The sequence below is a fragment of the Microbacterium invictum genome, assembly GCF_014197265.1.
GTDB lineage: Bacteria > Actinomycetota > Actinomycetes > Actinomycetales > Microbacteriaceae > Microbacterium > Microbacterium invictum.
In genome coordinates this window covers 3,260,868-3,275,335 of sequence record NZ_JACIFH010000001.1, presented here as the reverse complement: position 1 = coordinate 3,275,335, position 14,468 = coordinate 3,260,868, and the positions used below count along the sequence as shown (strand labels likewise).

Annotated in this window: 12 protein-coding genes and 1 pseudogene; 5 read left to right on the top strand and 8 right to left on the bottom strand. The window is 71.0% G+C overall.

Annotated features, from left to right (window positions below; all coding sequences use genetic code 11):
* Positions 1-59: 59 nt before the first annotated feature.
* Positions 60-1,088, top strand: a complete 1,029-nt coding sequence (locus tag BKA10_RS15120) for a diacylglycerol/lipid kinase family protein (protein WP_183500726.1) — start codon at positions 60-62, stop codon at positions 1,086-1,088.
* 48 nt (positions 1,089-1,136) lie between these two features.
* On the opposite strand, the gene BKA10_RS15115 is transcribed toward BKA10_RS15120, so the two are convergent.
* From BKA10_RS15115 to BKA10_RS15095, 5 genes are all read right to left on the bottom strand, one after another.
* The gene (locus tag BKA10_RS15115; protein ID WP_183500725.1) at positions 1,137-2,090 is read right to left on the bottom strand and encodes a carbohydrate ABC transporter permease; all 954 of its coding nucleotides are present in this window, start codon (positions 2,088-2,090) and stop codon (positions 1,137-1,139) included.
* Positions 2,087-3,070, bottom strand: coding sequence for a carbohydrate ABC transporter permease (locus BKA10_RS15110; RefSeq protein WP_183500724.1), 984 nt, complete (start codon positions 3,068-3,070; stop codon positions 2,087-2,089). The genes BKA10_RS15115 and BKA10_RS15110 overlap by 4 nt, the downstream gene beginning before the upstream one ends.
* A 63-nt stretch (positions 3,071-3,133) precedes the next feature.
* Entirely contained in the window at positions 3,134-4,507 is a 1,374-nt protein-coding gene (locus tag BKA10_RS15105; protein WP_183500723.1) for an ABC transporter substrate-binding protein, read from the bottom strand.
* 44 nt (positions 4,508-4,551) lie between these two features.
* Positions 4,552-6,213, bottom strand: a complete 1,662-nt coding sequence (locus BKA10_RS15100; RefSeq protein WP_183500722.1) for a glycoside hydrolase family 13 protein — start codon at positions 6,211-6,213, stop codon at positions 4,552-4,554.
* Positions 6,214-6,453: 240 nt separating this feature from the next.
* Positions 6,454-7,461 carry a LacI family DNA-binding transcriptional regulator gene (locus BKA10_RS15095; protein WP_183500721.1) on the bottom strand — a complete coding sequence of 336 codons (1,008 nt, stop codon included), beginning with the start codon at positions 7,459-7,461 and terminating at the stop codon, positions 6,454-6,456.
* Positions 7,462-7,578: 117 nt separating this feature from the next.
* Between BKA10_RS15095 and BKA10_RS15090 the strand changes: the two genes are divergently transcribed.
* Positions 7,579-8,625 carry an LLM class flavin-dependent oxidoreductase gene (locus tag BKA10_RS15090; protein ID WP_183500720.1) on the top strand — a complete coding sequence of 349 codons (1,047 nt, stop codon included), beginning with the start codon at positions 7,579-7,581 and terminating at the stop codon, positions 8,623-8,625.
* Positions 8,626-8,748: 123 nt separating this feature from the next.
* On the opposite strand, the gene pheA is transcribed toward BKA10_RS15090, so the two are convergent.
* Positions 8,749-9,732 carry a prephenate dehydratase gene (gene pheA, locus BKA10_RS15085; RefSeq protein ID WP_183500719.1) on the bottom strand — a complete coding sequence of 328 codons (984 nt, stop codon included), beginning with the start codon at positions 9,730-9,732 and terminating at the stop codon, positions 8,749-8,751.
* A 33-nt stretch (positions 9,733-9,765) separates the two neighbouring features.
* On the opposite strand from pheA, the gene pgm reads away from it, so the two are divergent.
* Positions 9,766-11,409 (top strand): phosphoglucomutase (alpha-D-glucose-1,6-bisphosphate-dependent), encoded by a 1,644-nt coding sequence (gene pgm / locus BKA10_RS15080; protein WP_183500718.1) that lies wholly within the window; start codon positions 9,766-9,768, stop codon positions 11,407-11,409.
* Positions 11,410-11,557: 148 nt separating this feature from the next.
* On the opposite strand, the gene BKA10_RS15075 is transcribed toward pgm, so the two are convergent.
* Positions 11,558-12,784 carry a glycerate kinase gene (locus BKA10_RS15075; protein WP_183500717.1) on the bottom strand — a complete coding sequence of 409 codons (1,227 nt, stop codon included), beginning with the start codon at positions 12,782-12,784 and terminating at the stop codon, positions 11,558-11,560.
* A gap of 111 nt (positions 12,785-12,895) precedes the next feature.
* Between BKA10_RS15075 and BKA10_RS16805 the strand changes: the two genes are divergently transcribed.
* Both BKA10_RS16805 and BKA10_RS16990 read left to right on the top strand, forming a co-directional pair.
* Positions 12,896-13,024, top strand: coding sequence for a hypothetical protein (locus tag BKA10_RS16805; protein WP_301549511.1), 129 nt, complete (start codon positions 12,896-12,898; stop codon positions 13,022-13,024).
* Positions 12,999-13,172, top strand: a pseudogene (locus BKA10_RS16990) (hypothetical protein); the annotation flags it as partial. The gene BKA10_RS16805 and the pseudogene BKA10_RS16990, both read left to right, overlap by 26 nt.
* 262 nt (positions 13,173-13,434) lie before the next feature.
* Here BKA10_RS16990 and BKA10_RS15070 read toward each other — a convergent pair.
* Positions 13,435-14,466 carry a LacI family DNA-binding transcriptional regulator gene (locus BKA10_RS15070; RefSeq protein ID WP_183500716.1) on the bottom strand — a complete coding sequence of 344 codons (1,032 nt, stop codon included), beginning with the start codon at positions 14,464-14,466 and terminating at the stop codon, positions 13,435-13,437.
* Positions 14,467-14,468: the final 2 nt, after the last annotated feature.

Sequence of the window (14,468 nt, the reverse complement as noted above, 5' to 3'; positions counted from 1 at the left end):
GCAAGTCTACCGACGTGCCGCAGCGCCACACATCGGGGACGTGACGCTATCGTGACCTCATGACCGAAGCCTCCCGCACCGCGAAACGCGCTGCGCTGGTCTACAACCCGATCAAGGTCGACGCCGACGCGCTGCGCGCCTCGACCACCCGCCACGCGCAGGACGCCGGCTGGGCTGAGCCGCTGTTCTTCGAGACGACGGTCGAAGACCTCGGCGACGAGGTCGCGCGTGAGGCACTGGATGCCGGGGTCGACGCCGTGCTGGTCGCCGGCGGCGACGGAACGGTGCGGGCGGTGTCCGAGGCGATGAGCGGGTCGGGCGTGCCGCTGACGATCGTGCCCAGCGGCACCGGCAACCTCCTGGCCCGCAATCTGCGCCTGCCGCTGGACGACTCCGACACCATGGTGCGGGCGACGTTCGAGGGTGAGACGCAGCCCATCGACGTCGGGTTCGCGCGGCTGCGGCGCGGCGACGGCGAGACCGTCGAGCACGCGTTCGTGGTGATGGGCGGCATGGGGCTCGACGCGGCGATGATCGCGAACACGAGCGGTGACCTCAAGAAGAAGGTCGGCTGGGTCGCGTACGTCGACGGGGCCGCCCGTTCGCTGGTGAAGGCCAGACCGTTCCCGGTGATGTACCAGGTGCCCGGTCACCGCATGCATCGCGCGAACGTGCAGAGCGTGCTGATCGCCAATTGCGGGTCGCTGCCGGCCGGACTCGAGCTGATCCCCGAGGCGTCGATCGCCGACGGCGAGCTCGACATCGCGATCTTCCAGCCCAAGAACCCGCTCGGCTGGCTGCTGGTGTGGCGGCGCGTCGCGTGGGACAACAGCGTGCTGCGGCGGTTCCGCGCGGGCCGCGAGATCCTCGCGCTGCGCACGCGCGACAACTCCATCCGCTACACCAAGGGCACCGGCATCGACGTGGCTGCCAGCGCGCCGCAGCCGGTGCAGCTCGACGGCGACGAGTTCGGAGAGGCCACCCACATGGCGGTGCGCATCGCCGCAGGGTCGCTGCTGGTCGCGGTCCCCGAGGGCCACACGTCGCCGGCGCTGGCGGCGGTGCGCGCCGCGCTCGCCGCGGACTGACGCTCACGGGCGCTCGCCGCGGACTGACCGCGCGCACCCCGGCATCCATCACCCCTTGACGGCACCGCCCAGGCTCGCGCCGTTCAGGAACAGTCGCTGGAACACGAGGAACAGCGCGATCGGGATCACGGTCGCGATCGCGAGGGCGGCGAGGAACACGTCGAGTTCGATGAACTGCTGCAGCTGCGGCAGCCGCACCGACAGCGGCTGCATGGCCGGGTCCTTCAGCACGAGCATCGGCCAGAGGAAGTCCTTCCACGCCGCGATGACCGCGAACACCGACACGACTCCGATGATCGGTCGCGACATGGGCACCACGATCGACCAGAACAGGCGGTACGGGCCGGCGCCGTCCATACGGGCCGCCTCGAAGACCTCGCGCGGCAGCGAGTCGAAGAACCGCATGACCAGCAGCACGTTGAACGCGTTCGCGCCGGCCGGAAGCCATACGGCCCAGAACGTGTTGATGAGCGACTGGCCCAGCAGCGGCGGCTGCACGATCGTCAGATACAGCGGCACGAGCAGCACGATGGACGGCACGAAGAGCGTGGCCAGCACGAGCCCGACGATGATCTTGCCGTAGCGCGGGCGCAGCACCGAGAGCGCGTACCCGGCGGTGGTCGCCACCACGACCTGCACGAGCCACACGCCCAGCGCGATGATGACCGTGTTGAGGAAGTATTTGTCGATCTCGACCCGCGTCCACGCCTCGGCGAGATTCGCCCAGTCGATGCCGTTGGGCCACAGCGCGAGCGGCTGGCGCAGCGTGTCCTGTGTCGGGGTGACCGCCGACTTGGCCAGCCACAGGATCGGGCCGAGCCCCACGACCACGAGCGACAGCAGCAGGATCAGGTGGGTGAGTCTGGTCGTGAGCCGCACCCGTCCGCGACGCCAGTCGGCGACCGACAGGATGCCGCGGTCTTCGGCCTGCGGCCGCTCCCGGCGCTGCGCGGGCGCGGCCTGAGGCTCGGCGGGTGCGTCCGCGCCGATCACGCCGCTCATGAGGTGCTCCAGCTGCGGGTCAGGCGGAAGTAGATGGCCGAGAAGATCGCGAGGACCACGGCGAGCATGAGGCTCAGCGCGGTCGCGGCCCCGTAGTCGCCGCCGAGGCTGTTCTGGAACGCGTACTTGTAGATGAGCATCAGCACCGTGGTGGTCGAATTCGCCGGTCCGCCGGCGGTGAGCAGGAACGGTTCGAGGAACACCTGCGCAGTCCCGATGATCTGCAGGATGAACGTGATCAGCAGCACCCCGCGCAGCTGCGGGATGGTGACGTGCCAGACCTTGCGCCACACTCCCGCGCCGTCGACTTCGGCCGCGTCGTACAGCTCGGGTGCGACGCCGACCAGCGCGGCGAGGTAGATGATGATCGTGCCGCCGGCGGCCGACCAGGTCGCGAACAGCACGATCGACGGCATCGCGGTGGCCTGGTCCTGCAGCCAGGGGAAGGGACCGGCGCCGAACCAGGCGGCGATGGTGTTGAACACCCCGTTGGGCGAGGCGTCGTAGAAGAACTTCCACAGCAGTGCCCCGACGACCGGAGGCACGATCACCGGGAGGTACGCGAGGGCGCTGTACAGCCCGCGCGCCCGGCGCACCTCGCTCATGAGCACCGCGACCACGAGCGGAATCGGGTAGCCGAGCAGCAGGGCGAGCGCGGCGAACCACAGGGTGTTCACGACCGCCTTGCCCAGCAGTGGGTCGCTGAGCACGGTCGCGAAGTTCTCCCACCCGACCCACTCCGCCGGCGCGATGAGGTTCGTGTGCTGGAACGCCATGACCGCGGCATCCACGATCGGCTTCCAGGAGAACAGGATGAAGCTGAACAGCAGCGGCAGCAGGAACACCAGGATGTGGGGTCCGTCGCCGCGGAACCAGCCGGCGACGCCGCGGCGACGGCGGGTGGCCGCCACGGTGCGCTCGATCGTCTCGGCGGTGGCGGGCAGAGGGGGTGGCGCCGTCGTCGGGGTCAGCTGCGTCATCTCGGATGCTCCAGGTGAGGGTGCGGTCTCCCGGGGCCGGGGCGACCCCGGGAGACCCGGGGACTATCCGGCCTTGGCGTACAGGGCGTCGGCCTGGGTCTGGACGTCGGCGAGCAGCGCGTCGATGTCGGCGTTCTCGTCGGTGAGGACAGCCTGCACCACGGTGTCCAGCAGCGCATAGACATCCTGCGTCGCGACGCGCGGCTCGGGGATGAGCGGCTGGTCGAAGATCGCGTCGGTGTAAGGCGCCATCTGGTCGACGGGGACGTTCACGAACGGCGCGATCCAGCTCTGGTAGGTCGCGAACTGCTCCTGATCGAACACGGGCAGCTCGGGTGCGCCGACCGGCTGGTCGAGCGACGCCGCGAGTTCGGCCGTCTCGACGGCGGTGTCCTCATCGGCGAGCTTGGCCATGTAGTAGAAGTCGATCCACTTCACCGCCGCCTCCTGCTCCGCCGCGCTCGCCTTCGGGCTGACCGCCGCGAGGGTGCCGCCGCCGAGCAGACCCGGGTCGGCGCCCTGCAGCGGCAGGACCGTCAGGCCGTAGTCGTCCGGGTTCAGCGCATTCTGTGTGACGAGGTTGCCGTAGTTGCCCCCGCCCGAGACGTACATTCCGATCCGGCCGGATGCGAAGTCCTGGTTGATCGTGCCCCAGTCGTACAGGAAGTTCGCGCCCATCGCGTCGTCTTCCCAGCGCAGGTCGTGCAGGTACTGGAGCACTTCCGCGACGGCGGGGTCGCTCGTGAGGGTGGATGCCGTGGCTTCCGCGTTCTCGGTACGCCCGCCGAACGCGTTGACGAGGGTCGTCAGGATCCAGCCCCCGGTGTTGCCACTGGTCATGGTGGCGTAGCCGGCCTCGCCCGTGGCATCCGAGATCTTCTTCGCCGCCTCGCGCACCTCGTCCCACGTGGTGGGCGGGTTGTCGGGATCGAGACCGGCCGCCTCGAACAGAGTGCGGTTGTAGTGCAGGCCCTGGCCGTATGCGGCGATCGGGATCGCCCATTGGGTGCCGTCGTCGGCCTGCCCGGCCTGCGCGACGTTCGGGTTGAACTGATCGGCGTAGGGCAGGTCGGCGACATACTGCGAGATGTCGGCGATCTGCTGGTTCGCGATCAGGCCGCGGCCATCGGTGAACGGGATGGTGAAGACGTCCGGCAGCGTGCCGCCGGCGAGGTCGGTGGTGAAAGTCGGAGCCGTCCAGGTGTACTCCTGCGCCTCGATCGTGATGTCTTCGTTCGCGTCCTCGAACAGGGCGACACGGGCGTCGAAGTTGTCGCGCGCCTCCTGTTCGAGTCCGGCGTCGATCGACACGGTGATGGTGACCGGTCCGTCCTCGGCCGCTTCGGGTTCGGCGGCTCCGGCGCAACCGGCCAGCAGGACGGCGCTGCTGACGAAGGCGACGCTCGCGAGCGCGCTTCGGGTGATGTTCGACGACATTGTCTGTGCCTTTCGTGCTGTGGTGGTGGGTGCGGATCGTGCGGTCAGACCTCGAGCCAGACAGTGGCGTCGGGCGGGAGGGTGTCATCCGTCAGGGGCGCGCTGGTCAGCAGCACCCCGCGGTGGGCGGGCAGGTGGATCGGCACGGGGCCGAGGTTGGTGAGGGATGCCACGTGCTCACCGCGCCGGAATGCGAGCACGTCGGCGCCGAGTTCGAGCCACTCGAGGTGCTCGGTGCGCAGGTCGGTGTTCGCACGGCGCAGCGCGAGGGCGTCGCGATAGAGGCGGAGCATCGAGTCCGGCCGGGCATCTTGCGCTGCAACGGTGAAGGGCCCCCAGCCGTCGGGCTGCGGCAGCCACGTGCCGGCGCCTTCGCCGAAGCCGTAGGGCGGGTGCTGTCCGGACCAGGGCAGCGGTACGCGGCATCCATCCCGTCCCGGGTCGACTCCGCCCGAGCGGAAGTGCATGGGGTCTTCGATGCGGTCGCGCGGCACATCGGCCTCGGGGAGGCCGAGTTCGTCGCCCTGGTAGATGTACATGCTGCCCGGCAGTGCGGCCACGAGCAGGGCGGCAGCGCGGGCGCGGCGAGTGCCGCGGGCGAGGTCGGTCGGGGTGCCGAACCGCTTGCGCGCGAACGCGAAGCCCGAGTCGGCGCGGCCGTAGCGGGTGACCGGCCGGGTGACGTCGTGGTTGGACAGCACCCAGGTGGCAGGGGCCCCGACGGGGGCGTGCTCGGCGAGGGTGCGCTGGATCGATGCCCGCAGCGGGCCGGCCGAGAACGGCTGCGTCATGAAGTCGAAGTTGAACGCGGTGTGCATCTCGTCGGGGCGCAGGTAGCGCGCGAAGCGCTCGGCGTCGTCGAGCCAGACCTCGCCCACGAGGATGCGGGTGCCGTCGTACTCGTCTGCGACCGCGCGCCACGAGCGGTAGATGTCGTGCAGCTCGTCGCGGTCGAGATGGGGATGGGTGCCAGGGGCGGCCGGCCCGGCGGGCAGTTCGGGGAGATCGGGATCCTTCACCGGCAGCGCCGCCGAGTCGATGCGGACGCCGGCGACGCCGCGGTCGAACCAGAATCGCAGGATGTCTTCATGCTCGCGCCGCACATCGGGGTGGTTCCAGTTGAGGTCGGGCTGCTCGGGCGTGAACAGGTGCAGGTACCACTCGCCCGGCGTGCCGTCGGGGTTCGTGGTGCGCGTCCAGGTGTCGCCTTGGAAGCTCGACTCCCAGCGGGTGGGCATCTGGTCGCCGTGCTCGCCCTTGCCGGGCCGGAACCAGAACCGCTCGCGGGCGGGGCTGCCGGGGGCGGCGGCGAGCGCCTCCTGGAACCAGGGGTGCTGGTCACTGATGTGGTTGGGGACGACGTCGATGATGGTCCGGATGCCGAGGGCCAGCGCCTCGGCGATGAGAAGCTCGGCTTCGCGCAGCGTGCCGAACTGCGGGTGGATGTCGCGGTAGTCGGCCACGTCGTAGCCTCCGTCGGCGAGCGGGCTCGGATACCAGGGGTTGAACCAGATCGCGTCGACGCCGAGGTCCTTGAGGTACGGCAGGTGCGCCCGCACCCCGGCGAGGTCGCCGGTGCCGTCGCCGTCACCGTCCGCGAAGCTGCGCACGTAGACCTGGTAGATGACGGCATCGCGCCACCAGTTCGGGTCGTTCGTCGGCAGGCTCACAGCCGCCTCGCGGCGGTGCTGGACGTCAGTGTCCACGGGGCTCCTCTTGATCTCATCGGCGGGTCGGTGAGATGAATGTAGCGATTCCTACGCGTATTCGCAAGAAGTTGATTGAGTTTTGTAATTTTCTGACTACGCAAGCGAACGCAAGTCCTTGCACGTCGGATGCCACGGGCTCGGGCCCGCAGCGCGCCGCGGGGAGGTCGCGGGCCGGAGAGCGGCGGTGGGGCCCGCGCCAGCCATCCCCGGAATCGCTCTCGCGGCCGGTACCGAAGGTCAGGCGGACAGGGGGGCGGTAGAACCGCGCAGCACGAGCTCGGGCTCGAACAGGAGTTCCTCGGGCGAGTGCGCACCGCCCTGGATCTGGGTGAGCAGCAGCTCGATCACCGTGCGCCCCATCGACTCGATCGGCTGCCGCATGGTCGTCAACGGGGGCTCGGTGCAGCTCATCAGAGCCGAATCGTCGTAGCCGACGACACTGATGTCGCGCGGCACGGCCTTCCCCGCCCGGCGCACCGCACGGATCGCGCCGAGGGCCAGCAGGTCACTCGCGCACACGATCGCCGTGGCCCCGGCGGCGAGCAGACGCGCCGCCCCGGACTGGCCGGACTCGAGCGAGTACAGACCCCGCACGATGAGGTCGTCCGCGACGGGCGCGCCCAGCGCATCGAGGGTGCGCCGCGCCGCGCCGAGTTTGCGCTGCGACGGCACATGGTCGGCCGGGCCCAGCAGCATGCCGATGCGGCGGTGTCCGAGCTGGTGCAGGTGGGTGACGGCCTGCTCGGCGGCTGCGGCATCGTCGGTCGAGACGGTCGCGAACTCCAGCCCATCCATGCGTGCGTTGACGAGCACCGTGGGCAGCTTGACCTGCTGCAGCCGGGCGTAATGGTCGTGCGCGGCGTCGATCTGGCTGTAGTTGCCCCCGAGGAAGATGACGCCCGACACCTGCTGAGCCAGCAGCAGGTCGACGTAGTCCGACTCGGTGATGCCCCCGGCGTTGCCGGTGCACAGCAGCGGGGTGTACCCGCTCTGGGTCAGGCCGCCGCCCACGATCTCGGCGAGCGCCGGGAAGATCGGGTTCGTCAGCTCGGGCAGCACCAGGCCCACCAGCCGCGCGCGCTCGCCGCGCAGCTTGGTGGGGCGCTCGTAGCCCAGCACGTCGAGCGCGGTGAGGACCGCCTGCCGCGTGGCATCCGACACCCCGGGCTTGTCATTGAGCACGCGACTGACCGTCGCCTCGCTCACTCCGACCTTGCGCGCGACCTCAGCCAGCCTCTTCGACATGCCGTTATCTTACGCAAGAAGTTGCGTGATGACGCAAGTATCTTGCATCGACCTTCATCGCCCGCGGAGGATCGGGGAGGTGGAATGCGCGGATGCCGGCGCAGGTTGGACCTGAGGATGACTACCCCCACCCGCCCCGCCCTGTCCGTTCTCGACCTCGTCCCCGTGCGCACCGGGCAGACCAGCGCGGAGGCGGTCGCGGCATCCCTCACCCTCGCGCAACGCGCCGAGGAGCTCGGCTACCTGCGCTACTGGTTCGCCGAGCACCACAACATGCCGGCCGTCGCCTCGACGACACCGCCCGTCCTGGCCGCGGCGGCCGCCGCCCGGACCACCCGGCTGCGCGTGGGCTCGGGCGGTGTCATGCTGCCCAATCATTCCCCGCTCGTGGTCGCCGAGCAGTTCGCCGCGCTCGAGGCCCTCGCGCCGGGGCGCATCGACCTCGGCATCGGCCGGGCGCCCGGCAGCGACCCGGTGATCACCCAGCTGCTGCGCCAGTCGGGCACCACGAGCGACGTCGACCGGTTCCCCGATCACATCCGCGACATCACCTCGCTGCTGTCCGCGGACGGCGCCACCGTGCGGTTCACCTCCGGCGGCACGTACGACGTGCATGCGACCCCGGCGGCCACGTCCTCGCCCGAGGTGTGGCTGCTCGGATCGAGCGACTACTCGGCGCAGCTCGCCGCCGCGCTCGGCCTGCCGTACGTGTTCGCGAACCACTTCTCCGGCGAGGGGCTCGAGCGGGCCCTCGACCTGTACCGGTCGGGCTTCCAGCCGTCGGCCACGCTCGCCGCTCCGCGCACGTTCCTGACGGTGAACGTCGTCGCCTCCCCCACCGCCGAAGAGGCCGAGGCGCGCGCCCTGCCGCAGATCCGGATGATGGCGCGGCTGCGCGGCAACCGCCCGCTCGTCGCGCTCGAGACCGTCGAGCAGGCCGCCGCAGCCGAGGCCGCGGACGGACTGGCCGCCCCGGTCATCGACGCCATCCGGAGCCGCTGGTTCATCGGCACCGGCGACGACGTGCCCGGCCGCATCGCCGCGTTCGCCGCGCAGCACGGCGTCGACGAGGTCATGATCTCGCCCGTCGCCGGGGCGTACGACGCCGAGCCGATGGATGCCGCGACCGGGCGCCTGCAGACCCTCGACATCGCCGTCGCCTGACGCGTCGACCCGCTCCGCAGTCGGTTCGGCACAGTCCGGCGACCGCACACTGGCCCCAAGCGACTGCCGAACGGGCTCGCGACCGGGCTCGCGAACGAGCTGGGCTTCGGGCTCGCGAACGGGCTACTCCTCGGGCTCGCCCGAGATGAGGCCGCGCAGCCAGTCGCGCGCCTCGACGAAGACGTCGTCGGAATACCGCTCCGGGTAGCGGACGATCGCGCGGTCCGCGCGCGGGTAGGACCCCAGGAAGATCACCTTGGGCGAGAAGCGCCGCAGGCCCAGCAGGGCGTCGGCCATGCGCTCGTCCTGGATATGGCCGTCGGCGTCGATGACGAACCGGTAGCGGCCCAGGGCGTCGCCGATCGGCCGCGACGCGAGCAGTGACAGGTTGATGCCGCGGGTCGCGAACTGCTCGAGCAGTTCGAGCAGCGCGCCCGGGTGGTCTTCGGGCAGCTCGACGATGAGCGAGGTCTTGTCGGCCCCGGTCGGCGCGGGGGCGGCGACCGTGCGGCTGACCAGGACGAAGCGGGTCACGGCACTGGTGTTGTCGCCGATGTCCTCGGCGAGCAGCTCGAGGTCGTAGTGCTCGAGGATGCCGGGGGGCGCGATCGCGGCATCCGCTTCACTCACGCCGTCGACGATCCCGACGGCCGACGCGACGTTGCTCGCCGCAGGGACGTGCGCGTGCTCGGGCAGGTTCTCGCTCAGCCAGTTCAGGCACTGCGCGTAGGCGACCGGGTGCGCGGCGACCAGTGCGACGTCTTCGAGCCGCTGGCCCGGCCGGCTGACCAGCACGAAGTTGACCGGCACGAGGTACTCGCCCACGATCCGCAGCCCCGGCATGGTGGCCAGGGCGTCCTGCGCGGTCGAGACCCCGCCGTCGACGGAGTTCTCGATGGCGATCATCGCGGCATCCGATCGCCCCACGACGACGTCGGCGAGTGCTTCGCCCACGTTGCGGACGGGCCGCCAGATCTGCTCGCGGGCCTCGGGCACCTGCGCGAGCGCCGCTTCGGTGAACGTTCCCGTGGGGCCGAGGTAGCTGTAGGTGCGACGGACGGGCGACCCGGGATCGATGCTCACGGGGGTCAAGCCTAGTCCGGCCATGACACCACGGCCCGAAGAGGGCAGACTGAACGCATGAGCCGCGCAGGACAGCCCGCAGAAGCATCCGACCTGATCGACATCGACGAGTTGATCGACGCGTATTACGACCGAAAGCCGGATGCCGGGGTGGCCGAGCAGCGGGTCTCGTTCGGCACCAGCGGGCACCGCGGGTCATCCCTGACCACGAGCTTCAACGAAGACCACATCCTGGCCACGACCCAGGCGATCGTCGACTACCGCGCGGCGCAGGGCATCACCGGGCCGCTGTTCCTCGGGCGCGACACCCACGGCCTGTCCCGGCCCGCCGAGCGGTCGGCCATCGAGGTGCTCGTCGCGAACGGCATCGACGTGCGGGTCGACTCGCGCGACGCCTGGGTGCCCACGCCCGCGCTGTCGCTGGCGATCCTCACGTACAACCGGAACCTCACGGCCGACGACCCCGGCCGCGCCGACGGCATCGTGGTGACCCCGTCGCACAACCCGCCGCGCGACGGCGGCTTCAAGTACAACCCGCCACACGGCGGCCCGGCCGACACGGACGCGACCGGCTGGATCGCCGACCGCGCCAACGCGCTCATCGCGGCGCGGCTCGACGGCGTGAAGCGCACGCGGTTCGCCGACCTCGACGCGCACACGCTCGGCAGCTACGACTTCCGCGAGGCGTATGTCGCCGACCTGCCGAACATCATCGACGTGGAGGCGATCCGTCGCGCCGGGGTGCGCATCGGCGTCGACCCGCTCGGCGGCGCCTCGGTGGAGTACTGGGCGCTCATCGGCGAGCGCTACGGCCTCGACCTCACGGTCGTGAACCCCGACGTCGACCCGACCTGGCGGTTCATGACCCTCGACTGGGACGAGAAGATCCGCATGGATCCGTCATCGCCCTCGGCCATGGCGTCGCTGGTCGCCCGCCGCGACGAGTACGACATCCTCACCGGCAACGATGCCGACGCCGATCGGCACGGCATCGTGACTCCGGATGCCGGATTGATGAACCCCAATCACTACCTGGCCGTCGCGATCGACTACCTCTACGCGCACCGCCCGGGCTGGCCGGCCGATGCCGCCGTCGGCAAGACGCTCGTGTCGTCGATGATCATCGACCGAGTCGCCCTGTCGCTCGGCCGCACGCTGCTCGAAGTGCCGGTGGGCTTCAAGTGGTTCGTGCCGGGCCTGCTCGACGGGTCGGTCGCGTTCGGCGGCGAGGAGTCGGCCGGAGCCTCGTTCCTGCGCACCGACGGCACGGTGTGGACCACCGACAAGGACGGGATCCTGCTGTGCCTGCTGGCCGCCGAGATCCTCGCGGTCACCGGCAAGACCCCATCCGAGCGCTATGCCGAGCTCGAGGCCCAGTACGGCGCTTCCACGTACCAGCGGGTCGATGCTCCGGCATCCCCCGCCCAGAAGGCGGTGCTGGGCAAGCTGTCACCCGATGCCGTCACGGCCGACACCCTGGCCGGCGAGCCCATCACCGCGAAGCTCTCGCACGCGCCCGGCAACGGAGCGGCGATCGGCGGCGTGAAGGTGCAGACCGCGCACGCCTGGTTCGCCGCGCGCCCGTCGGGCACCGAAGACGTCTACAAGCTGTACGCCGAGTCGCTGCGCGGCCCCGAGCATCTCGCCCAGGTGCAGGACGAGGCTCGCGCGGTGGTGTCGGCAGCGCTCGGCGAGGCCTGAGCTCCAGCCGCGTGGCCTCACTTGGCGCCGAGGCCGGTTATCTGCAGGAATACCCCGCGCGAGCGCCAACCTAGACCAGAGCGCCTGGCTCCACTTGGCGCTGAGGCCGGCTATCCGCAGGAATACCCCGCGCGAGCGCCAACTGTGGTCATGCGCCGCGCGCGAAGCGGTCGGCGAGGGTGCCACCGGCGTCGCGCAGCCAGCGCGCCGGATCGGCCAGCGATGCGGCCGGGCTCCCGGCGAGCTCGCTGAGGGAAAGGGATGCCGCGAAGGCTGACACGTCGGCATCTTCGGCGATCCGGCCGGCGACCAGCGCCACCGCCACACCCGCGTCGGCGGCCAGTTCGGCCACGAAGGTCGGCACCTTGCCAGCCGCAGACTGGCCGTCGAAGGATCCCTCGCCGGTGACGACGAGGTCGGCGTGCTCGATAGCCGCGCGCAGCCCGATGAGTTCGGCGACCTCGCCCGCGCCCGGCACCAGTTGCGCTCCCCAGGCCCGCAGCGCGAACCCTGTGCCACCCGCCGCCCCGGTGCCGGGTTCAGCGGGGTCGACGAACGCAGCGGCCGTGCCGGATCCACCGGCGTCGACCGACGACGCGGCACTGCCTGCACCGGATCCACCGGGGTCGTCGAACGCGGCACTGCCTCCCGACTTCGACGCCGACCGCGCGGCGACTGCGAACACTCCGGCGAGGCGCGCAAGCCCCGCGTCCGCGCGCGTGACGCCGTCGGCGTCGAAGCCCTTCTGCGGGCCGAAGACCGCCGCCGCGCCCTGCGGCCCGAGCAGGGGGTTGGTGACGTCGGTGAGCACGAGTGCTCCGGATGCCGGGAGGCCCCGGCATCCACCCATCTCCACGCTCACGATGTCGGCGAGTCCGCGCGCACCGGGCGCTACGGGTGAACCGGCGCTGTCGAGCACCCGCGCGCCGAGCGCGGTCAGCATGCCGACGCCGCCGTCGGTGGAGGCGCTCGATCCGATGCCGAGCACCAGCCGGGTCACGCCGTGGTCGAGGGCCGCGGCGACGGCCTGGCCGAAGCCGAAGGTGTCGGCGTCCCACGGCAGGCGCTGGTCGCCGAGCAACTCGATGCCGCTGGTCGAGGCGAGTTCGACGACGCCGGTGCCGTCCGGCAGCAGCAGCCACTCGGCGTCGACGTCGCGACCGTTCGGGCCGCGGACGGTGACGGGCATGCGGCGGACATCGTCCACGGCCGCAGCGAAGGCAGAGACGGTTCCCTCCCCGCCGTCGGCCATCGGCCGGGCCACGGCGTCGAGCGCCGCGCCTACCGCCTGCCACCCGTCGGCGACGGCGGCCGCTGCATCGGCGGCGCCGATCGAGCCTTTGAAGCTGTCGAGCGCGAAGACGACTCGGGGCACACGGGCTCCTTTGGTCGAATGGGACTCGGCGGTGCGTACGATGCGTAACGACACCTTCCCCGATTCTAGAGTGGGAAGCGTTTTCCTGCAGTATCTCGAGACCCGGATCACATGCCCACTCCCTTTCCTCTGGCCGAAGTCCGGCTGCGCCCCGGCCCGCTGCGCGACGCGCAGCAGCGCGGACTGCAGACGATCCTGGCCCTCCGACCGCGACCTGCTGCTCGCCCCGTACCGTCGTGAGGCCGGTCTCGACCACGGCGACGCCTACGGTGGATGGGAGTCCGACGGACTCGACGGCCACATCCTCGGCCACGTGCTGTCCGGCCTCGCCTTCCACGAGGCGGCCGGATCGCGCGGAGCGGCCGACCGCATCGACATCCTCGTGCGGGGCCTGCGCGAATGCCAGGCGCGGACGGGCGGATACCTCGGCGGCGTCCCCGGCGGCCTCGCGATGTGGGACGAACTGACCGGCACACGCCCCACGCCCACAGAACCAGGGTCACTCGTGGCCGCCTCACCCAGCAGAAGGCCACCACACGCGACCCCAAGACCGGCACACGCCCCACGCCCACAGAACCAGGGTCGCTCGTGGTCGCCTCACCCAGCAGGAGGCCACAACACGCGACCCCAGAACGAGGGTCGCCCACGGACTACGCGCGCGGCGGTGTGCTGTCGCGCAGCAGGACTTCGAGCGGCAGCGGCGTGGTGTCCGGCTGCCAATCGGCATCCACGGCGGCGCGGAGGGCCTGGTATCCGACCTCTTCGAGCGGCACACGCACGGTCGTGAGCGCCGGCGTCACATCGCGGCCGGTGGGGATGTCGTCGAATCCGCACAGCGCGATGTCGGCGCCCGGCTGTCGGCCGGCGTCGCGCACCGCGGTGAGCGCGCCGATCGCGACGACGTCGCTGATGCCGAACACGACGGTGCCGGGCTCGACGCCGTCGGCGATGGCCTGGGCCATGAGCTCGGCGCCGGACTCGCGGGTGAAGGCGCCGCGGTAGACGCGCGGCGTGCTGCCGCCGGCGGCGGTGAAACCCGCTGTGAATCCCTCGAGCCGCGCATCGCTGGTGACGACGCCGTCGGCTGCCGCGAGCACGACAGCGTCGCGGTAGCCGCGTTCGGCGATCGCGGCACCGAGCGCCTCGGCGCCGCCGCGGTTGTCGATCGTGATGGCGCGGACGGTGTCCGACCCGGTGCCGAGCGCGACGACGCGGCCACCGGTGGCGGCGACGAGGTCGAGTTCTTTCGCAAGGACGGGTTCGATCTCGTGTGCGGCTCGGGATGCCGCGAGGATCACTCCGCGCGGGCGCTGGCCGCGCAGGGCCCGCACCACCTGCACTTCACGCTCGGGGTCACGCTCGGTGATGGCGATGGTCACGACGAGCCCCGCTTCGCCGGCGCCGCGGGCGACACCGGACGCCAGGATGCCGAAGTACGGGTCGGCGATATCGGCCACCAGCAGTGCGATGACCGCCGACGTGCCTCGTGCCGTCGCCTGCGCCGACAGGTTGGCGGTGTACCCGAGCATCTCGGCCGCGGCCTCGACCCGGTCGCGATACGACTGCGCGACCTGACGGGTCGATCCGTTCAGCACCCGCGACGCGGTCGCCAGCGACACTCCGGCTTCCCGCGCCACGTCGTGGAGCGTTGCGGAGCGGCTGCGAGCGGAAACGTCGGTCACGA